This is a genomic window from Flavobacterium sp. 123 (genome assembly GCF_003634825.1).
GTDB lineage: Bacteria > Bacteroidota > Bacteroidia > Flavobacteriales > Flavobacteriaceae > Flavobacterium.
Map to the genome: position 1 here is coordinate 161,166 of NZ_RBXD01000001.1, position 20,955 is coordinate 182,120.

Genomic DNA, 20,955 nt, shown 5'->3' on the forward strand with positions numbered 1-20,955 from the left:
CCTTATTTTATTAATGTAAAAGGGCCATTTTCATTAATAATTCCTCCATAAAAAGTGGACGCTTTTACCTTATAATAATAGTTTCCGTTTTCAGATTCCTTTCCCTTAATTTTGCCATCCCAACCACGAAGAGTTTCTCCTATTTCTGTATATATCAATTCACCCCAAGTATCGTATACATCTAATTGTATTGATGTTATACCAATAAAAACAGGTTTAAAAGTTTCATTAATACCATCGTCATTAGGTGTAAAACCATTTGGAGTGATTAGCTTATATCCTTTATCAATTTTTAAGGTTATTGTATATTTATACTCACATCCAAAAGCATAGGCAACTGTTTGAGTAACCACATAATTACCTTCTTTTACAAACGTATGAATTGGATTTTCTTCATTAGAAACACTTCCATCTCCAAAATCCCAAACAATCGTTTCGTAATCACCTGTAGCGGTATTAGCAAACTGAATAGGATCTTGTATTGAATAACTTCCATAAGTGGTATTTGCATAAGAACTTGATGTGAAAGAAGTACCTCCTATTTTTGGTACATCAATATTAAGTGTCTTGTTTGCAGAACATCCCAAAGCATCAGTAACCATAAGAATGACTACCCCATTTTGATCAGTTTCCATTACCGTTTTATCAATCCCACTAACTGTTCCGCTCGACCAATCATAAATAAAAGGCGGAACACCTCCGGATGCTAATGCTATATTTTTTAGAGAAACTGTTTTTACATTACAATCAAAAATTAGTTGCGTACTTACATCAATTGAAATAGGATCAGGTCTTGTAATAACATATTGTTTTGTTTGAACACATCCCCTTGAGTCAGTTACTGTAACCATATAATTCCCTCCAGGTACATTATTTAAATCTTCTGTAACCGAACCATTATTCCAAACGTATGAATAAGGAGCGGTACCTCCAGAAACTAGTAAATTAATAGCTCCTGAATTAGCATTTGAACAATCAAGAGCATTGGTAATATTAGCCCCTACGACTAACGGCTGTGGCTCTTGAATAATAAATGTCTTAGTTATAACACAAGGTTTTCCATCAGTAATTGTAGCTATATAAGTACCTGGTCCTAAATTATTCCTAGTCAAACCAGAAGTACTTCCATCGTTCCATACTAATTTTACAGGACTAAGGCCTCCAACTAAATTAAGGTTAATACTCGCGTCTTTGGCTCCAAAACAGGATATTTGTTTCACTATTGGGTTAACTGAAAACACGGGTGGATTCGGGATATTAACTGTAATTTTTTTCTCGCAACCACTAGCATCTGTAACCGTAATTACATAATCTCCAGCTGATAAATTATCTTGAAAGGTTCCTGTTGCCATGGTGTCCCAAACTGTTTGATAGGGACTAATTCCTCCAGAAATTGTCAAATCAATTGAAGCATCATTTCCTCCATAACAGATAATTGGGCTTGTTGCTGCTACAATACTGATTTCTAACGGTTGTGTAATTGTTACTGGTAATAGATTTACAGAGCAACCTGAATTATCGGTAACTTTTAGACTATACGTTCCTGCTAAAATAGCTATCAAATTGGGAATAGAACTTGTAAAACCATTTGGTCCAGTCCAAGCATATGTATAGGGAGCATTTCCTCCAACAACATTAGTAGTTATTGCACCTGAAGCATCTCCAAAACACAATATATTGGTCTGGCTTACTAAATTTAACGCTAAAATTGGCGGTTCTACAATAGTAAATATAGCGGTTTTTGGCACACAATTATTAGCATCCGAAACTGTAACTTCATATACTCCTGGTCCTAGATTAGATAAATCTTCGGTGGTTTCGTAAGCAGTTCCATTTTTCGTCCAAGCGAAAGTGTAATTTGGAGTTCCGCCTGTTATTGTAATTGCAATAGAACCATTGGCATTGCCAAAACAGCTAATATCCTTTTTTAAATCAGTGGTAATTAAGATATCATTTGGTTCAGTAATAGTTATTATTTGAATTTTTGAACAATTATTAGCATCCGTTACTGTAACAGCATATTTTCCTGCGCTCAAACCTGTGGCGGTAGCTGTTGTATTTATAGGGATTGTATTCCAGGAATAACTTAGCGTCCCATTTCCTCCACTGGCTAATATTGTTGCTGCACCAGTATTATCTCCAAAACAAGTTACATTTGTTTGCGAGCTTATTGAAGTTATAATACCATTTGGTTCCGTTATTGTAACTTGTTTGGTTATAGAACAGTTATTTTCGTCTGAAATGGTAACAGTATATATTCCCGCTTTCAGGTTTGTTGCAGTACTAGAATTTTGTATTGGAATAGTATCCCAAGAATACGAATAAGATCCTACACCGCCAGTGGTAAAAACTGTAGCCGAACCTGTGTTATCTCCGGCACATAAAACATTGGTTTGATTAATTGTTGCGGTTACTCCTACTGGCTCTGTAATAGTAATTGAACTTGAAGTACTACAACCATTAAAATCAGTAACCGAAACAGTGTAAGTCCCTGCTGTTAATTCTGTGGCTGTTGCCAAGTTTTGTATTGGACTTGTATTCCAAGAATATGAATAAGGAGCGGTTCCGCCTGTTGCCAAAACGGTTGCGTTTCCATTATTTCCTCCTGAACAACTAACATTATTAGAATTAGATATTGATGAAGAAAGTCCAAGTAAGGGCTGAGTTATAGTTACTGAATGGGTGTTAAAACAACCGTTTACGTCTGTCACCGTTACCACATAAGTTCCTACTGCAAGTCCTGTCGCTTTAGCTGCGGTTTGAACTGAAATTGTGTTCCAAGAATAAGCATATGGTGCAGTGCCACCAGTTACGGAAACCGTTGCTGTGCCGTCATTTTCGCCAAAACAACTAACATTTGTTTGTACTCCTGAAATTACTATTTCGTTAGGTTGTGTTATAATTACTTGTTCCGTTTTCGAACAATTATTCTCATCTTGCACAGTAACCGTATATGTTCCTGCTTTTAATCCATTGGCTGTAGCCAAAGTTTGAACTGGATTTGTATTCCAAGAATAGGTCAAAACTCCAACTCCACCACTAGCCGTAATGGTCGCGGAACCGTTATTTCCTCCAAAACATGTCAAATTAGTTTGCGAACTTATAGCAGCAGTAAGTCCTGTTGCTGGTTGTGAAATAGTTACGGATTGATTTTTGCTGCACCCTTTGGCATCGGTAATGGTAACGGTATAAGTTCCTGCTGACAGTCCTGAACCTACGGAACTAGTCTGAACTGGAATTGTATTCCAAGAATATAAATAGGGTGCGGTTCCGCCTGTTGCCAAAATAGTGGCACTTCCTGTATTGCTTCCAAAACAGCTTACGTCAGTTTGCGCACTTATTGAAGAATCTAAAACCGCTGATGGCTGATTTATAGTTACTGACTTTGCTTTCGAACATCCTTTACTATCTGTAATTGTAACAATATAAGTTCCTGCTAATAATCCGGAAGCAGTTGCTAATGTTTGAACTGGACTTGTATTCCAAGAATATGAATAAGGAGCTGTTCCGCCTGTTGTCAAAACTGTAGCACTTCCTGTATTGCTTCCAAAACAGCTTACGTCAGTTTGCGCACTTATTGATGCATCTAGAACCATCGGTTGTGTAATAGTAATTGTTTGAGATTTTTTACAACTATTAGCATCGGTAACGGTTACTGTATATGTTCCTACTGAAAGTCCTATAGCTTTAGCTGTGGTTTGAACTGGAATTGTGTTCCAAGAATAAGCATATGGTGTAGTTCCTGCTGTGGCTGTAGCTGTGGCCGTTCCATCACTATCTCCAAAACAACTAACATTTGTTTGTGATGTTGTAATTACTATTTCGTTGGGTTGCGTTATAATTACTTGTTCCGTTTTCGAACAATTATTCTCGTCTTTCACAGTAACTGTATATGTTCCTGCTTTTAATCCATTGGCTGTAGCCAAAGTTTGAACTGGATTTGTATTCCAAGAATAAGTCAAACCTCCAACTCCACCACTAGCCGTAACGGTAGCGGAGCCATTATTACCTCCAAAACATGTCAAATTAGTTTGCGAACTTATAGCAGCAGTAAGTCCTGTTGCTGGTTGTGAAATAGTTACGGATTGATTTTTGCTACAACCTTTAGCATCGGTAATGGTAACGGTATAAGTTCCTGCAATTAATCCAACAGCGGTAGGAGATGTCTGAACTGGAATTGTATTCCAAGAATATAAATAGGGTGCTGTTCCGCCCGTGACTGAAACAGTGGCACTTCCTGTATTGCTTCCAAAACAACTTACGTTAGTTTGCGCACTTATTGAAGAATCTAAAACCGCTGATGGCTGATTTATAGTTACTGACTGTGTTTTCGAACATCCTTTACTATCTGTAATTGTAACAATATAAGTTCCTGCTAATAATACGGAAGCGGTTGCTGATGTTTGAACTGGACTTGTATTCCAAGAATAAGTATATGGTGCAGTTCCTCCTGTTGCCAAAACTGTAGCACTTCCGTTGGAACCTCCAAAACAGCTTACGTCAGTTTGCGCACTTATTGATGCATTTAGAACCATCGGTTGTGTAATCGTAATTGTTTGAGAGTTGGTACAACTACTAGCATCGGTAACGGTTACCGTATATGTTCCTTCTGCAAGTCCTGTAGCTGTTGCTGAGTTTTGAACTGGTGTAGTATCCCAAGAATAAGTATATGGTGTAGTTCCTGCTGTGGCTGTGGCTGTGGCCGTTCCATCACTTTCGCCAAAACAACTAACATTTGTTTGTGATGTTGTAATTACTATTTGTGAACTTACATTAATTATTACTATAAAAGGCATTCCTGGACAGTCTCCGCTGGATGGCGTAACTATATAAGTTGCAGTCTGGACAGCATTGGTTGGATTTGTTAATGTACCATTTATTGTTGTCTGATTTGTTCCTGATTGTCCGCCTGTAATTCCACCTGTGACAACTGGCGCTCCCCAAGAAAAAGTAGTTCCCGAAGGGATAACATTTCCTGCTGTTAAAACTGATGGAGTTATTATAAATGATGAGCTATTACAAATAGATTTAGTTTCATTTTGTATAATGGGTATTGGATTAATTGTAAATGTATTACTGATTGCAGAAGTTGTTCCGCACTCGTTTTTAACATCTAATTTAATAGAATAATTACCCGGTATAGCATAACTAACCATGGGAGGTGTAACACTTGTTGAAGTAGATGGCGTACCACCAGTAAAAGTCCATAAATATTCTAATGCTGAGTTTGGTGTTGTAGAACAACTATTAACTAAAACCGATGGAGTTATCGGGCTATTGACACAATTAGTAGCAATCGCATTTACAACTACTATTGGTGGTTGCTTTACTGTTATCGTTTGAGCTGCTGATGTAAAAGATCCGCAGGAATTAGTAGCCGTTAATGTTATCGAATATATTCCTGGATTTTCAAAACTAAAAACCGGACTAGCAGAGGTACTTGAACCACTGATATAATTGTATGATGACGTTGTCCCACAATTAGCTGCCGTATAAGTAACATCCCATAAATAAGTGGTATCACAAGAATTTGTCGTATCAGTTGTATTGGTTGTACTAACTGATAATGGGCCGCAACCGTCTGTTGTGCTTAAGGTAAATATAGGTACTGGTGGAGCTTCAACACAAATAGTTTTTACTATTTCATCAATTTCACACGAGTTTCCGGTTTTCAAGGTGATTGTATATGTTCCTGGTACACTAAAAACTGGACATATTGAATTTGTCCCAAAAGTCCATGTACTCGTATTTTCAGAACCATTATTATCACTTCCTAATGTCCCACTATTTAGTGTAAATCCTGTTAACGGAGAAATTGACCAAACTATTTTGGGATTTACACAAGATGAATTAGTTGCAGTTGCTCCTCCTGTTGATGAATCTGTAAAACATACTTGAGTATTTGTACAAACTTTAGTTTGTGGCAATGTAAAATTTGCTACTGGAGGTTCTGAAACACGAATTGGGATAACATATCCAAAAGATACATCACAAGGATTAGACGCTTTTATAGTTGCCGAAAATGAATTTTGTAGACCACTACTCGTAACTCCGCAAGAAGACTTCAAAAATGTATGAGTAATACTTGCGGGTGGTGGATGATTAAAAGTAGTTGAATCTGAACCATCATTAAATGTAATTGTATAAATAGTTCCTGGTGGATTATTTTCTGTACCAGTAATTGGAAATGTAAGTGGTGATGATATACATATATTAGTATTACCTGGATTACCAATACCTACAGCTGGATTATTACCTACAAATACTTTATATATTCTAGTTGTTACACATCCATCTTGACCAGTGACAGTATAAGTTAAGGTCCAAAGTCCAACAGAATATGTATGAGAAGTTGCTGAAAATGTTGTTGCGGTAAAATTAGGTGTGGTATCTCCCCAATCAATAACGCAATTTGTATCTGTAGAACTTGTAATTGAAGTGTTTATAAAATCAATTTGAGAAATATCATTCGTACAAACTTTAAAAATTGGAAAGCCATTAAAAGTATCAGAATCTACATTTGAATTCAAAGTAGCACCCGGACTTTTTATAGAAATAGTTTTAGTTATTGAATTTACACAACCATTAGTATTAGTTATTTTTAAAGTTACATTAAATGATTGCGTTGTGTTTCCATTTGTATTATTAAAAACATAAGAAGGATTTTGTAATACAGAAGTACTTCCATCTCCAAAATCCCAAGCATAAGTATAAGTTCCTGAACCAGTGACATTAGAATTAAACTGAACTGCAGTTCCTGAACAAGAATTATCATTCGTAAATGTAAAATTCACAACTGGTAAAGAGGAAACCGTTATAGTAGTAGAACTTGTTTGAGACTGAGTAGCTCCAGAACTATCCTTAACACTTACTAATTTATACTCAAAACTACCAACTACATTTGTTGGCGCATTCAATGTTACACTATTTCCAATAGATTGGGAAGTAATGATATCTAGTCCACCATTAATTTTGTAAGTAAACGTATACGGTGCAACTCCTCCACTTCCGGTAAAAGTTACTATTGGCTGAGTTTCATTACTACAAACAGCAGAATTACTAGTTGTTATAGTAGCCGTTGGCAATACAAAAGCACCCAATTTTATTTTCTCTACCGCTAAATAATGATAATTATTGTTTGCAATTAATATATTAACTGGAATTATTAAAATAAAAATAAGCGTATATAATTGTTTCATAATTATCTAAAATAATTTGGCTTTATTCTTTAATCTTTAAAAAAACCACACAAATATATAGCATTGGATAATCATAGCTCAACTATAAAACGACTGACTGATACGTTTTACTTTTGATTGAAAAAATATAACCAATAATTTAAAAAATAATTGCAAAGCATCATTTTTTTATAATTAGTATACAAAAAAACCGCCTATTTCATTTGAAAAAGGCGGCCATTTATTTTAAATTAAAACCTGAATTACAAAATATAATCGGTGTTAATGAAATTTGATTCTTTACTATTTAACAATTCTTGTAGAATGTTATTATTGTATTCATTATCCTTAGAAGCTACAAAAGTTCTAATTGAGAAGGAACGCAAAGCATCATGAATACTCAATGTTCCTACAGCAGAATCCTTTCTTCCTGTAAAAGGGAATACATCAGGTCCTCTTTGACAAGAACTGTTTAAGTTAACTCTACAAACTAAGTTTACTAATGTATCAATAAGTGGAGCGATAGTTTTGATGTCTTTACCAAACAAACTCACTTGTTGACCATAGTTTGATTCAGCCATATCATTCAAAGGCTCTTGAATATCTTTGAAAGTTAAAACAGGTACAACTGGTCCAAATTGCTCTTCGTGATATACACGCATGTCTTTATTTATAGGAAACAAAACAGCTGGGAAGATAAAATTATCAGAATGTTGTCCTCCTTTTGCATTAATCACTTTTGCTCCTTTACTTGTAGCATCATCAATTAATTCTTGTATGTAAGCTGGTTTCTCTTTTTCTGGTAATGGAGTAAGCATCACTCCTTTTTCCCATGGATTTCCATAAGCCAAAGCATCAACTTTAGCGGCAAAACGCTTGTTAAATTCTTCAGCAATAGATTCGTGTACGTATAAAATTTTCAATGCAGTACAACGTTGTCCATTAAAAGATAAAGAACCTGCAATACATTCTTGGATAGCCAAATCTAAATCAGCATCTGGTAAAATAATAGCTGGATTTTTTGCTTCTAATCCTAAAACTAAACGCAATCTATTTTTATTAGGGTGTTGATCTTGTAATGCAATAGCTGATTTACTATTTCCAATCAAAGCTAAAATATCAACTTTTCCTGATTTCATAACTGGCGAAGCTACTTCACGACCTCTACCATATAAGATATTAATAGCTCCTTTTGGGAAACTACTTCTGAAAGCTTCTAATAAAGGTGAAATCAATAAAACTCCGTGTTTCGCTGGTTTGAAAATTACAGGATTTCCCATGATTAATGCTGGAATAAGCAACGAAAATGTTTCATTCAATGGATAATTGTATGGTCCTAAACACAATACAACACCTAGAGGTCCTCTACGAACCATCGCATGTATTCCTTGAACTTTAGAAAAATGAGCACTACGACTGTTTAATTCTTTTAAACTTTCGATAGTATCGTAAATATATTCTACTGTTCTATCAAATTCTTTTTCTGAATCTCCTAATGATTTTCCAATTTCCCACATCAATAGTTTTACTACTTCTGCACGAGTTGTTTTCATTTGAGTTACAAAATTCTCCATACATTTAATACGGTCTACCACTTTCATGGTTGGCCATAAACCTTGTCCATTTTTAAACGCAGCATCGGCAGCAGCAACCGCTTCAAGAGCTTCCGTTTCTCCCATAAAAGGAATTGAACCTAATAAAGTAGGTTGGTAATTTTCTGTTGAAGAGATGGTAGAAAATACAGGTGTAGTTTCTCCAGTCCATTTTTTCAATTCACCGTTTACTAAATAAGTATCTTGAATAAGTAAATCGTTAATTTGATATTCTTGAGGTATTGTATTCATTTTAATATTTTATATTTTTCAAATAATTAAGTTCGGATGACGATTGTATTTAAGGAGCAACAATATCTCCATTCCATTCTATAATCCCACCTAACAAATTATAGGCGTTTTCAAAACCTAATTCATTCATGATTTCGCACGCTTTAGCACTTCTTGCTCCAGAACGGCAATACACATAATAATTTTTATTTTTATCCAATGATTCTAATTCACTAATAAAACCTTGACCCATATGAATATCAATATTTATGGCATTTTCTATAATTCCATCATTATATTCATCTTCAGTTCTCACATCAAGTATTACCGAATTTTCGTCGGCCTCGTATTGAGAAATCCAATCTTCTTGTGTTAAATTCATAGTCTATTTTTTTTGTAAAAATACAATGTTTTTGCCTAACAATACAGTTCGAATTTGTTAATTAGATAATATTTCAAAGAAAACGTTTTCGCATAATAGTAATTAACAACAAATTACGAATTTGGTAAATAACCCTCAAAATAAATCAATAAATACCTAATATTTATTGCCTAAACTATTTTTAATTCATGTTTTATGCTAATTCATTCATTAAAAAAATCAAATAAACTAATAAAATTTACCGTACTTTTACACTGATTTATTTAAAATTCAACCCTATCAAAGACTATAAAAATGCACAGTCAAATAAAGAAAATATTCCCTTCTTTTTCTAACGAATTAATTGCTGAAATTGAAGCAAATGACTCCATAAAATCTTTTGAATCTGGTAGTACAATCATGCGAACGGGTCAATATATAAAAAATACTGTTTTAGTTACTAAAGGTCAGATCAAAGTATATCGTGAAGGCGAAGATGGCGGGGAGTTTTTTATGTATTATTTACAACCAGGTCAGGCTTGTGCTATTTCAATGGTGTGTGCCACTAAAAATGAAAAAAGCCAAATTATGGCAAAAGTAGTTGAAGATGCCGAATTAATAATGGTTCCTTTATCCTTAATGGATACTTGGATGATGAAACACCGCAGCTGGTATGAATTTGTAATCCACACCTACCGCAGTCGTTTTGAAGAAGTGCTAGAAGTAATTGACAGCATAGCCTTTAGAGCAATGGATGAACGTTTAGAATTTTATTTAAAACGCCATAAAGACGCTTGTGGATGTAAAGATTTGAAATTATCTCATCAAGAAATTGCATCAGAATTGAACACCTCAAGAGAAGTTATATCCCGTTTACTCAAAAAAATGGAACAACGGAATCTACTTAAATTACACCGCAATCATATCGAACTGTTAAAATAATAGCCTGTTAGTGTGATAAAAGTTACTGTAATTTATTTTTTTACAACTGATCTTTGCAGTAAATTTTTAAACAGATGGAATATTTAGGCTATTTTGCTTCTATAATTATTGGACTTTCTCTTGGACTTGTTGGAGGTGGTGGATCCATTTTGACGATTCCTATTTTGGTTTATTTATTCAAAGTAGAGCCAGAACTGGCCACAAGTTATTCTTTATTCATAGTAGGTTCTACCGCATTATTTGGCTGTTTAAGCCATTATAAAATGGGGAATCTAAAAATCAAATCGGCGCTTTATTTTGCTATTCCTTCTGTTTTTTCAATTTTGATTATTCGAGAAGTGATTTTTCCTAAAATTACAGAAACACTCTTTTCAATTGCGAATTTTCAAGTTTCAAAAAATTTCATGATTATGGTTGTTTTTTCAATACTCATGATAACATCGGCAATTTCTATGATTAGAAAAACAAGTCCAAAGCTTAAACTTATAAAAACTAATTATCTTCAACTCTCTATAATAGGTTTCGTTGTAGGAATCGTAACTGGTTTTCTAGGTGCTGGAGGTGGTTTTTTAATAATTCCAGCCTTACTTTTCTTTGCTAATTTACCTATGAAACAAGCTGTTGGAACGTCATTACTCATCATCTTCATAAACTCAAGCATCGGTTTTGGAGGAGATTTGTACATTGGAACACCTATTAATTATCCTTTTTTACTTACCATAACTTGTTTTGCATTTATCGGAATGATTATAGGAACTAAACTTTCAAAGAAAATAGACGGAAACAAGCTAAAACCTATATTTGGTTGGTTTGTTTTAATAATGGGAATCTATATAATTTCTAAAGAAATTTTCTTAAATTAGATGCATTAAGTAACTAATATTAAAGTCTTTATAAAAAAAGACCAAATTATCTTTATCTCTCAAAATTAAAAAGCAAAGAATCATGCAGATAGAACAAATATATACTGGTTGTTTAGCACAAGGTGCTTATTATATCACTTCAGATGGCGAGGCTGCAATTATTGACCCACTTCGTGAAGTACAGCCTTATTTAGATCGGTTGGAACGCGATAAAGTGAAGTTAAAATATATTTTTGAAACGCATTTTCATGCTGATTTTGTTTCAGGTCACATTGATTTAAGTAAAAAAACAAATGCTAAAATTGTGTATGGACCAACTGCTAAACCCGAATTTAAAGCTATTGTTGCCGAAGATAATCAAGTATTTGAAATTGGTAAAATCAAACTAAAAGTACTGCATACCCCAGGTCATACTATGGAAAGTACAACTTATCTATTGGTAGATGAAAAAGGCAAAGAGCATGCGATTTTCTCTGGTGACACATTGTTTATTGGTGATGTAGGAAGACCTGATTTAGCTCAAAAAGCGGCTTCAATGACTAAAGAGGAATTAGCGGCTACTTTATACCATTCCTTAAGGAACAAAATAATGACTCTTCCTGATGATGTTATCGTATATCCTGCGCATGGAGCAGGAAGCGCTTGCGGAAAAAACATGAGCAAGGAAACCATTTCAACCATCGGGAATCAGAAAGCGACTAATTACGCCTTGAGAGCTAACATGACCGAATCTGAATTTGTAACCGAAGTAACCGAAGGTTTATTACCTCCTCCTGCATATTTTGGTATGAATGTGGCCATGAATAAAAAGGGATATGAAAGTTTTGAAACTGTTTTAAACCACGGAATGAGAGCAATAAAAGTTGCTGATTTCGAAAAAATTACTGCTGATTCAGGTGCATTAATTTTGGATACTCGAAAAAATACTATTTTCAGTAAAGGATTTATTCCTCAATCTATAAATATCGGAATTGATGGCGATTTTGCGCCTTGGGTTGGAGCTTTGGTTGCTGATGTGAAACAGCCTATAATTTTAGTTTCAGAAATTGGACGTGAAGAAGAAACAGTAACTAGGTTAAGCCGCGTAGGATTTGATAATTTGATTGGACATTTAGACGGTGGTTTCGAAGCTTGGCAAAAAGCGGGACAAGAAACTGACATCATAAACCGAATTACTGCTGAACAGTTTTCTAATGAAGTCAAAATTGGTGAAAGCAAAATAATTGACATCCGAAAAGAAAGTGAATATTGTGCTGAACACGTTGAAGAAGCTTATAATAAACCTTTGGCTAACATCAATGATTGGATAAAAGATATAAATCCTAAAGAACATTTTTACCTCCATTGTGCTGGTGGTTATCGCAGTATGATTGCAGCTTCAATTCTTGAAGCTAGAGGTTTTAGAAATTTCACAGAAATAGAAGGTGGCTTTAATGCAATTGCAAAGACAAATATTCCTAAAACCAATTTTGTTTGCCAAAGTAAAATTTTAAAATAAGTAACCCAATAATTCCAATATATTATGAAAAAAAATATAGGTTTATCAGACAAAATTGTTCGCATTGCTTTAGCAATTGTAATTGCTGTTTTATATTATACCAATACAATTAATGGAACAATAGCGATTATTTTAGGCGCTTTTGCAGTTATTTTATTGCTAACGAGTTTTATTAATTTTTGCCCATTGTATTTGCCTTTTGGAATTTCAACACGAAAAAAAGTTTAAAGAATGAATGATAAAGAATGCTGTGTAGCTTCACATGAAAATCCTTTGGATCAAAACTACTGGGATGCACAATACAAAACTAAAACAACCGGTTGGGACTTAGGACAAATCTCGCCTCCAATCAAACTTTTTATTGACTCTTTAAAGGATAAAAGTTGCGCTATACTGATTCCTGGTTGCGGTAATTCCTATGAAGCTGAATACCTAGTTAATCAAGGATTTACAAACGTTACCGTTATTGATATTGCTCCTACTTTAGTAGATAATCTAAAAACAAAATTTGCTGGTAATCCAAATATTAAAGTGATTTTAGGTGATTTTTTTGAACATAAAGGCAATTATGATTTGATTATTGAACAAACATTTTTCTGTGCATTGCCTCCAACTATGCGTCAAAAATACGTTTGGAAAATGCATCAGCTTTTAAGAGATTCTGGAAAAATTGTTGGCTTATTATTTAATAAAATTTTTGAAAGCGGTCCTCCTTTTGGAGGTAGTAAAGCAGAATACGTCTCATTATTTAAAGATGCTTTTTATTTAACGAGTATGGAAATTTGCACTAATTCAATCGCTCCAAGAGCTAATGCAGAACTTTTTATTGAGTTAACAAAAAACCCAAAATCAATAGTTAACCTTTATGAATTGGAAGGAATTACGTGTAGCGGTTGTATGGACAGTATTACAAAATTGATTTCAGATTCAAGTGGTGTACGCAATGTTAGCATGAATACAAGCTTTTCAGAGCTATTGATCGTTAGTGAAAAAGAAATTGACTTAAGTGATTTACAGCAAGTTATTTCTTATGATCAAAAATATAAAATAAACAAAATCAATGCCTAACATGAAAGAATTGTTGTTGAAAAATTGGCATGTTATGCGATGGATTCGTTTGGCTTTTGCTTTATTTCTTTTTAGCCAAGCGTACATTTTAAAGGAATGGATGTTCGTTGCATTTGGTTTATTTTTCTTGTTTCAAGTAATTTTTAATTTTGGTTGTGGTGCGAATGGTTGTGCTCTACCAAACAAAAAATATAGAAAAAATGAATAACTTTAATCAAATTATAAAATCAGAAAAACCAGTTTTGGTTGATTTTTTTGCTACTTGGTGTGGTCCTTGCCAAATGTTGAGCCCAATATTAAAACAAGTAAAAGATAGTTTAGGAGATCGTGTTTCAATTATAAAAATTGATGTTGACAAAAATCAGCTCATCGCATCACAATACCAAGTTCGAGGCGTTCCTACTATGATTTTATTTCAAAATGGGAAACAATTATGGAGACAATCTGGTGTTGTCTCAAAAGAAGATTTAATCAAAACTATTGTCGAAAAAAGCAACTAATGTCATCTAAAAAAACTTTTTTTATTACTCTTATTGGAGTATTTATAGGACTTTTTATGGGGTATTTATACTACTATTTCATCGGTTGCTCAACTGGAACCTGCCCTATTACATCAAGACCTTTAAACGCGTCTTTATATGGTGGAGTGATGGGTGGATTACTCTTTAATATGTTTACCAGCAAAAAGACCAAGTAAAATTATATTTTATTTATATAAAGAAACAAAATTTGCGTTTCTATTCAACAAAACTCGATTAAAGACATAAATATCATGTTTAAATCAATTTATATTTATTATCTTTAATTTGAGAAAAAAAAATAAATAAAATTAGCACTCCTTAAATTATATTTCCAATTAGATATTGCTGTACAACTTTTTATAACCTACTAAAACATGGTATCAAAAATATTTAAATATAAAAATGGAAACTAATTGTGCTCCTGAAAAAAAACTGAAATCTACCCCAGATCATGAAAAAATTAGTTTTAATAATTTTAATAACTCTTTCAACTACAACATTTGCCCAGAATGACAAAGAACATTATGTAGCATTTTCAGCAGCAGTTGATATTAAAAATTTACTTGTTGGAAGTTATCCCACCGACAATAAAAGTGCTTTAGATTATTTTCTTCAATTTTCTTTGGTTTCAAATAATATTGAAGTCAACATTGGTTATGAACGTTTCCAAAGAGTTCAATTTAGTAAAAACACAGTCGGAATTGGGTACCATTTTCCATTATACCTCAACATAGGTAGCAAAGAATTAAAATTTGTGTTTATCCCATCAGCAGAACCTACCATAATCAATAGATGGGGAACCTGGGGAGGAGGACTTTCTTACGAACAAAAAAGTTCACATTTATCCCTTGGCGCAAACTTAGCGCTACGTATTAATTTATCTGATAAAATAGCTTTAGAATACTTATTCAATGCTTTGCCAAGAATAGATATTCACGGAAAATACGACAATAATAACTGGGGAAACAGAGCCAGTACAGAAGGTGTACCAATTGTAGGTAGTAATTATTTTAAATTAATCTATAAAATCAGTAGAGCTTATTAAGCGCAAAAGAGATACAAATAAAACAATACTTTATAAAAATCAAAAACAGACACTGAATTAATTTAGTGTCTGTTTTTTTATTGAAAATAGAAAAAATATAACTTTATGTTTTAAAATTTACCTTTTAATTCTAAAGCATCTATTTCACTATGAGATGCATCATAAATGGATTTACCATCCTTAATTAATACTAACTGTGGAGATTGATGCACAACCTGAAATCTGCTTGCAATTTCATTTGAAACATCACGATAAGAAATCAAGTCTAGAAAATAAGTGTCAACTTCATCCATCAAATTAAATTCATTTTCAAATTGTTTCAAAGCCATTCTGCTCACACTACAACGCGTACTGTGCTTAAATACCACCACTGGTTTTTCGGCAGAATCTTGAATAATTTGATTCAGTTGACCTAAGTCTGTCAAATCAATCCATTTTATATTACTCTTAGAATCATTTGGCTTTTCAGAATTGCCAAAAAAAGAATTAAACATGCTCATTTGTCTTGTTTTTGTTTGTTTTTTTATCTGTAAAGCTTTCAATTCCAGTCATTTTGTCGTAACTTTAAAGTATGGAATATGAATTGCTTACTGGTTAGCAAAGTTAGTTATTTAAACCTAAATAATAATCTTAAAAACTATAATCATGAACATCAATAAATTTACTATCAAATCGCAAGAAGCCATTCAACACTCCCAGCAATTAGCTCAGAGTTTTGGACAGCAACAAATAGAAAATGAGCATATTTTCAAAGCTATTTTTGAAGTTGATGAAAATGTTGCACCTTTTATATTAAAAAAACTAAATGTAAATGTGCCTTTATTTGAACAAGTATTAGATAGCACCATACAAAGTTTTCCAAAAGTTTCCGGTGGTGAAATAATGCTTTCCCGTACTGCAAACACCACCTTAAATGAAGCGGAGATTATTGCAAAAAAAATGAACGATGAGTTTGTTTCTATCGAACATTTAATTCTGGCTATTTTTGCTTCAAAAAGTAAAGTTGCACAAATATTAAAAGATCAAGGCGTAACCGAAAAAGGGCTTAAAGCAGCTATCGACGAATTGCGAAAAGGAGAAAGAGTAACTTCTGCATCAGCCGAAGAAACCTATAATTCTTTAAACAAATATGCTAAAAATCTTAACGAGTTAGCCAGAACCGGAAAACTAGATCCTGTTATTGGTCGTGACGAAGAGATTCGTCGGGTGCTTCAAATTCTTACCCGAAGAACCAAAAATAATCCAATGCTTGTTGGAGAACCCGGTGTTGGTAAAACAGCCATTGCCGAAGGTTTAGCGCATCGTATCGTAGATGGTGACGTTCCTGAAAACTTAAAGGACAAAATTGTTTTTTCTCTAGATATGGGGGCTTTGATTGCTGGTGCAAAGTACAAAGGGGAATTTGAAGAACGTCTGAAATCAGTAGTTAAAGAAGTGACTTCTGCCGAAGGGGATATTGTCCTATTCATTGACGAAATCCACACATTAGTTGGTGCTGGTGGTGGCGAAGGAGCTATGGATGCTGCAAATATCTTAAAACCAGCTTTGGCTCGTGGTGAATTGCGCGCCATTGGTGCAACCACATTAGATGAATACCAAAAATATTTTGAAAAAGACAAAGCACTCGAAAGACGTTTCCAAAAAGTAATGGTGGAAGAACCTGATACAGAAAGTGCTGTTTCTATTTTGCGTGGTATCAAAGAAAAATATGAAACTCACCATAAAGTTCAAATCAAAGATGAAGCTATTATTGCTGCTGTAGAATTGTCACAACGTTATATTACCAATCGTTTTCTTCCAGATAAAGCTATTGATTTAATGGATGAAGCAGCATCAAAATTGCGTATGGAAATCAATTCAAAACCAGAAGAATTAGATGTTTTGGATCGAAAAATAATGCAATTGGAAATTGAGATAGAAGCTATTAAAAGAGAAAAAGACGAAAGTAAACTCAAAGTTTTAGGACTAGATTTAGCCAATCTTAAAGAAGATCGAAATGAAATTTATGCGAAATGGAAATCGGAGAAAGATGTAGTTGATAATATACAAGCCGTTAAAACTGAAATTGAAGATTTCAAATACGAAGCAGAACGCGCAGAACGTGATGGTGACTACGGAAAAGTAGCTGAAATTCGTTATGGAAAAATTAAAGAAGCACAAGAACGATTAGATGTCTTATTAAAACAATTACAAGAAAATCAATCTGGAACTTCTCTGATAAAAGAAGAAGTTACCCGAGAAGACATTGCCGAAGTAGTAGCGAAATGGACTGGAATACCTGTTGTGAAAATGCTTCAGGGCGAAAGAGAAAAACTACTTAGACTTGAAGACGAATTGCATCACAGAGTTGTGGGTCAGGAAGAAGCTATTGAAGCCGTGAGTGATGCTGTACGCAGAAGCCGTGCAGGATTGCAGGATATGAAAAAACCGGTGGGAACCTTCTTATTCCTTGGAACTACTGGAGTTGGAAAAACAGAATTAGCCAAAGCATTAGCAGAATACCTTTTTGACGATGAAAATGCAATGACGCGTATTGATATGAGTGAATACCAAGAACGCCACAGCGTAAGCCGATTAGTTGGTGCGCCTCCGGGATATGTAGGTTATGATGAAGGTGGACAATTGACCGAAGCGGTTCGTAGAAAACCATATTCTGTTATTTTATTAGACGAAATTGAAAAAGCACATCCAGATACTTTTAATATTTTATTACAAGTATTAGATGAAGGACGTTTGACTGATAACAAAGGACGTTTGGCTGATTTCAAAAACACAATCATCATTATGACTTCTAATATGGGAAGCCAGATTATTCAAGAAAAATTTGAAAATTTAAAAGGCGGAATTGAAGCTGCTACAGAAGCTGCTAAAATAGAAGTTTTAGGTTTATTGAAACAAACCGTGCGACCTGAGTTTATTAATCGTATTGATGAAATTGTAATGTTTACGCCGCTTACTAATGCTAATATTGCTCAAATTGTAGGTTTGCAATTGAAAAGTGTTACTAAAATGCTTGCTCAACAGGGCATTACTATGGATGCAACTCCAGAAGCAATTGCTTATCTATCTGAAAAAGGATACGATCCACAATTTGGTGCAAGACCCGTAAAACGTGTAATACAAAGAGATGTTTTAAATAAGTTATCCAAAGAGATATTAGCCGGACATATAAAAACCGAAAGTATTATTCTTTTGGATGCTTTTGATGGTGAATTAGTATTTAGAAATCAAAGTGAATTGATCTCTTAAAATAGGTATTCAAAGACCTTAATTTAACAAAAAACCGAAAAAAATATATTTTTTTTCGGTTTTTTATATTTGAATAATCGAATATCATTTATATATTTGTTGCATCAAAAAACAACATGAAAACAATTACAAACAATACTTGGTGGTGGAACAATTTACGTCAGTCGTCGTGAACAAAGCTCCTATAGTATTAGTAAACTATAAATATAAAAGGCTTGTCATCACGACAAGTCTTTTTTTTTGTTCCATTTATTAATAAGTACACAACTTTAAATTATATACTAAATTGAAATCTTTTATACTAAATACAAAATACAAGCAAATCCTAGCTGATACCATCACTCCTGTGAGTGTGTATTTTAAAATTCGTGATAAATTCCCGAATAGTTTATTGCTAGAAAGTAGTGACTATCATGGAAACGATAATAGCTTCTCTTACATTTGTTGTAATCCGATAGCATCCATTAAAATTGAAAACGAAACAATCTCAAAGACATTTCCTGACGGAAGTTTCGAAAATATTTCTATTGATGCCAATACCAATATTCCAGAAGTAATTCAGGAGTTTTCTGGTCAATTTAAATCGGAGAAAAATGATTTCAAATTCATCAATAATGGACTCTTTGGATACATATCCTATGATGCGGTTCGTTATTTTGAAAAAGTAAGCATTGCCAAAAAAGAAAACAGCAATACCATTCCAGATGTGTATTATGCTGTTTACCAAAATATAATTGCCATTAATCATTTCAAAAATGAAGCGTATATTTTTTGCCACAGCTTAGACGGAAGAAATAATATTGCCGAAATTGAACAATTATTACAATCCCGAAACATTCCTTCTTATAAATTCACTAAAGACGGAGAAGGTTTTTCTAATTTGACGGACGACGAATTCAAACACAATGTGGCTTTGGCCAAAAAACATTGTTTTAGAGGTGATGTCTTTCAATTAGTATTATCCAGAAGATTTACACAAGGCTTCAAGGGAGATGAATTCAATGTGTATCGCGCTTTGAGAAGTATCAATCCTTCCCCTTATTTATTCTTTTTTGATTACGGTGATTTCAAGATATTTGGTTCTTCACCGGAAGCTCAAATCGTTGTGAAAAATCGTAAAGCGGAAATCCACCCTATTGCAGGAACTTTCAAACGTACTGGCGATGATGAAAAAGATGCGGTACTAGCCAAACAATTATCTGAAGATAAAAAAGAAAATAGTGAGCATGTAATGTTAGTAGATTTAGCCCGAAATGATTTGAGCAGAAATGGACATGATGTAAATGTAGAACGGTACCGAGAAGTACAGTTTTTTTCACATGTAATCCATTTAGTTTCAAAAGTAACAGGTCATTTGCATGAAAAAGCTTCTACGATGCAAGTTGTAGCTGATACTTTTCCGGCAGGAACTTTGAGCGGCGCGCCAAAACACAGAGCCATGCAATTGATTGAAGATTACGAAAAAACAAATCGTAATTTTTATGGAGGCGCCATCGGTTTTATGGATTTTGACGGAAACTTTAATCACGCCATTATGATTCGTACGTTCCTAAGCAAAAACCATCAATTGCATTCTCAGGCAGGAGCCGGAATTGTTGCCAGTTCTGATGAAGAAAGCGAAATGCAGGAAGTATATAATAAATTGAGAGCATTGAATGCGGCCTTAGATTTAGCCGAAACTATATAAATCCCCTCCCCAACCCTCCCCAAAGGGAAGGGAGCCAAAACTAAAAAATCAGCAACTTATGAAGTTGCCAATAAAAATAATAATTAAAAAACCTATTTACCCCAATAGGTACTCCCCTCTTTTGGAGGGGTTGGGGGAGGAAAATGAAAAAAATACTAGTCATAGACAATTACGATAGTTTCACTTATAATTTAGTGCATTATCTGGAAGATTTAGATTGCGAAGTAACGGTTTATAGAAACGATGAATTTGATATTGATGAAATTACAGTTTTTGATAAAATATTACTTTCTCCTGGACCTGGAATTCCAGATGAAGCAGGATTATTGAAAGAAGTGATTCAAAAATACGGACCAACAAAAAGTATCTTCGGCGTATGCTTAGGTCAACAAGCAATTGGTGAAGTTTACGGAGGAACCCTTTCTAATTTAGATAAAGTGTATCACGGTGTTGCTACAAATGTAAAAACAGTCGTTGATGATGAACTTTTATTTGAAGGATTAGGAAATGAGTTTGAAGTGGGACGCTACCATTCGTGGGTGGTTGATGCTAATTTACCTGATGTTCTTGAGGCTACTTCTTTTGACGAAAATGGTCAAGTAATGTCGTTACGTCACAAAACATTCGATGTTCGTGGAGTACAATTTCATCCAGAAAGTGTGTTGACACCTAACGGTAAAAAGATTTTAGAAAACTGGGTTAAAAGTTAATCCAATTATC

General features: G+C 33.9%; 16 protein-coding genes. 12 read left to right on the forward strand and 4 right to left on the reverse strand.

The genetic code is table 11. The features are described 5' to 3' along the window. Positions 1-2: 2 nt before the first annotated feature. The 3 genes from C8C88_RS00725 to C8C88_RS00735 all read right to left on the reverse strand — a co-directional run bounded on the left by C8C88_RS00725 (position 3) and on the right by C8C88_RS00735 (position 9,383). A complete protein-coding gene (locus C8C88_RS00725) occupies positions 3-7,199 on the reverse strand; it encodes a PKD domain-containing protein (RefSeq protein ID WP_121336305.1) in 7,197 nt (2,398 codons plus the stop codon). A 242-nt stretch (positions 7,200-7,441) separates the two neighbouring features. Next, complete coding sequence (locus C8C88_RS00730) at positions 7,442-9,022, reverse strand: NADP-dependent glyceraldehyde-3-phosphate dehydrogenase (RefSeq protein ID WP_121336306.1); 1,581 nt, start codon at positions 9,020-9,022, stop codon at positions 7,442-7,444. Positions 9,023-9,071: 49 nt separating this feature from the next. Next, positions 9,072-9,383, reverse strand: coding sequence for a rhodanese-like domain-containing protein (locus C8C88_RS00735; RefSeq protein ID WP_121336307.1), 312 nt, complete (start codon positions 9,381-9,383; stop codon positions 9,072-9,074). A 294-nt stretch (positions 9,384-9,677) separates the two neighbouring features. Here C8C88_RS00735 and C8C88_RS00740 point away from each other — a divergent pair, with 294 nt between their 5' ends. The 9 genes from C8C88_RS00740 (at position 9,678) to C8C88_RS00780 (ending at position 15,299) form a co-directional block, all read left to right on the forward strand. Further along, positions 9,678-10,304 carry a Crp/Fnr family transcriptional regulator gene (locus tag C8C88_RS00740; protein ID WP_121336308.1) on the forward strand — a complete coding sequence of 209 codons (627 nt, stop codon included), beginning with the start codon at positions 9,678-9,680 and terminating at the stop codon, positions 10,302-10,304. A 74-nt stretch (positions 10,305-10,378) separates the two neighbouring features. Continuing rightward, the gene (locus C8C88_RS00745; RefSeq protein WP_121336309.1) at positions 10,379-11,167 is read left to right on the forward strand and encodes a sulfite exporter TauE/SafE family protein; all 789 of its coding nucleotides are present in this window, start codon (positions 10,379-10,381) and stop codon (positions 11,165-11,167) included. 82 nt (positions 11,168-11,249) lie between these two features. After that, positions 11,250-12,665 (forward strand): rhodanese-like domain-containing protein, encoded by a 1,416-nt coding sequence (locus C8C88_RS00750; RefSeq protein ID WP_121336310.1) that lies wholly within the window; start codon positions 11,250-11,252, stop codon positions 12,663-12,665. Between the two features lie 24 nt (positions 12,666-12,689). Further along, positions 12,690-12,893, forward strand: a complete 204-nt coding sequence (locus C8C88_RS00755) for a DUF2892 domain-containing protein (protein ID WP_121336311.1) — start codon at positions 12,690-12,692, stop codon at positions 12,891-12,893. Between the two features lie 3 nt (positions 12,894-12,896). Next, the gene (locus C8C88_RS00760) at positions 12,897-13,733 is read left to right on the forward strand and encodes a methyltransferase domain-containing protein (protein WP_121336312.1); all 837 of its coding nucleotides are present in this window, start codon (positions 12,897-12,899) and stop codon (positions 13,731-13,733) included. Further along, a complete protein-coding gene (locus C8C88_RS00765; protein WP_233549298.1) occupies positions 13,726-13,941 on the forward strand; it encodes a hypothetical protein in 216 nt (71 codons plus the stop codon). Before C8C88_RS00760 ends, C8C88_RS00765 begins: the two co-directional genes overlap by 8 nt. Next, positions 13,934-14,233: a thioredoxin gene (gene trxA / locus C8C88_RS00770; RefSeq protein WP_121336313.1), complete on the forward strand. Its 300-nt coding sequence runs from the start codon at positions 13,934-13,936 to the stop codon at positions 14,231-14,233. Before C8C88_RS00765 ends, trxA begins: the two co-directional genes overlap by 8 nt. Further along, complete coding sequence (locus C8C88_RS00775) at positions 14,233-14,430, forward strand: DUF6132 family protein (RefSeq protein ID WP_121336314.1); 198 nt, start codon at positions 14,233-14,235, stop codon at positions 14,428-14,430. Before trxA ends, C8C88_RS00775 begins: the two co-directional genes overlap by 1 nt. Before the next feature lie 275 nt (positions 14,431-14,705). Beyond that, a complete protein-coding gene (locus C8C88_RS00780; RefSeq protein WP_121336315.1) occupies positions 14,706-15,299 on the forward strand; it encodes a hypothetical protein in 594 nt (197 codons plus the stop codon). A gap of 110 nt (positions 15,300-15,409) precedes the next feature. Here C8C88_RS00780 and ytxJ read toward each other — a convergent pair whose 3' ends face one another. Continuing rightward, positions 15,410-15,799, reverse strand: coding sequence for a bacillithiol system redox-active protein YtxJ (ytxJ, locus tag C8C88_RS00785; protein WP_121338515.1), 390 nt, complete (start codon positions 15,797-15,799; stop codon positions 15,410-15,412). Between the two features lie 145 nt (positions 15,800-15,944). Here ytxJ and clpB point away from each other — a divergent pair, with 145 nt between their 5' ends. The 3 genes from clpB (at position 15,945) to C8C88_RS00800 (ending at position 20,945) form a co-directional block, all read left to right on the forward strand. Beyond that, positions 15,945-18,548, forward strand: coding sequence for an ATP-dependent chaperone ClpB (clpB, locus tag C8C88_RS00790; RefSeq protein WP_121336316.1), 2,604 nt, complete (start codon positions 15,945-15,947; stop codon positions 18,546-18,548). A gap of 286 nt (positions 18,549-18,834) precedes the next feature. After that, positions 18,835-20,235 carry an anthranilate synthase component I family protein gene (locus tag C8C88_RS00795; RefSeq protein ID WP_121336317.1) on the forward strand — a complete coding sequence of 467 codons (1,401 nt, stop codon included), beginning with the start codon at positions 18,835-18,837 and terminating at the stop codon, positions 20,233-20,235. Positions 20,236-20,378: 143 nt separating this feature from the next. Beyond that, the gene (locus C8C88_RS00800; RefSeq protein ID WP_121336318.1) at positions 20,379-20,945 is read left to right on the forward strand and encodes an aminodeoxychorismate/anthranilate synthase component II; all 567 of its coding nucleotides are present in this window, start codon (positions 20,379-20,381) and stop codon (positions 20,943-20,945) included. The last annotated feature ends 10 nt before the right edge of the window (positions 20,946-20,955 follow it).

What these genes read in the sequence shown, in the direction of transcription:
- ytxJ (WP_121338515.1), bottom strand. Translation starts at nt 15,799, where the DNA reads ATGAGCATGTTTAATTCTTTTTTTGGCAATTCTGAAAAGCCAAATGAT.
- C8C88_RS00725 (WP_121336305.1), bottom strand. Translation starts at nt 7,199, where the DNA reads ATGAAACAATTATATACGCTTATTTTTATTTTAATAATTCCAGTTAAT.
- C8C88_RS00775 (WP_121336314.1), top strand. Translation starts at nt 14,233, where the DNA reads ATGTCATCTAAAAAAACTTTTTTTATTACTCTTATTGGAGTATTTATA.
- clpB (WP_121336316.1), top strand. Translation starts at nt 15,945, where the DNA reads ATGAACATCAATAAATTTACTATCAAATCGCAAGAAGCCATTCAACAC.
- C8C88_RS00755 (WP_121336311.1), top strand. Translation starts at nt 12,690, where the DNA reads ATGAAAAAAAATATAGGTTTATCAGACAAAATTGTTCGCATTGCTTTA.
- C8C88_RS00760 (WP_121336312.1), top strand. Translation starts at nt 12,897, where the DNA reads ATGAATGATAAAGAATGCTGTGTAGCTTCACATGAAAATCCTTTGGAT.
- C8C88_RS00730 (WP_121336306.1), bottom strand. Translation starts at nt 9,022, where the DNA reads ATGAATACAATACCTCAAGAATATCAAATTAACGATTTACTTATTCAA.
- C8C88_RS00780 (WP_121336315.1), top strand. Translation starts at nt 14,706, where the DNA reads ATGAAAAAATTAGTTTTAATAATTTTAATAACTCTTTCAACTACAACA.
- C8C88_RS00750 (WP_121336310.1), top strand. Translation starts at nt 11,250, where the DNA reads ATGCAGATAGAACAAATATATACTGGTTGTTTAGCACAAGGTGCTTAT.
- C8C88_RS00745 (WP_121336309.1), top strand. Translation starts at nt 10,379, where the DNA reads ATGGAATATTTAGGCTATTTTGCTTCTATAATTATTGGACTTTCTCTT.
- C8C88_RS00765 (WP_233549298.1), top strand. Translation starts at nt 13,726, where the DNA reads ATGCCTAACATGAAAGAATTGTTGTTGAAAAATTGGCATGTTATGCGA.
- trxA (WP_121336313.1), top strand. Translation starts at nt 13,934, where the DNA reads ATGAATAACTTTAATCAAATTATAAAATCAGAAAAACCAGTTTTGGTT.
- C8C88_RS00735 (WP_121336307.1), bottom strand. Translation starts at nt 9,383, where the DNA reads ATGAATTTAACACAAGAAGATTGGATTTCTCAATACGAGGCCGACGAA.
- C8C88_RS00740 (WP_121336308.1), top strand. Translation starts at nt 9,678, where the DNA reads ATGCACAGTCAAATAAAGAAAATATTCCCTTCTTTTTCTAACGAATTA.
- C8C88_RS00800 (WP_121336318.1), top strand. Translation starts at nt 20,379, where the DNA reads ATGAAAAAAATACTAGTCATAGACAATTACGATAGTTTCACTTATAAT.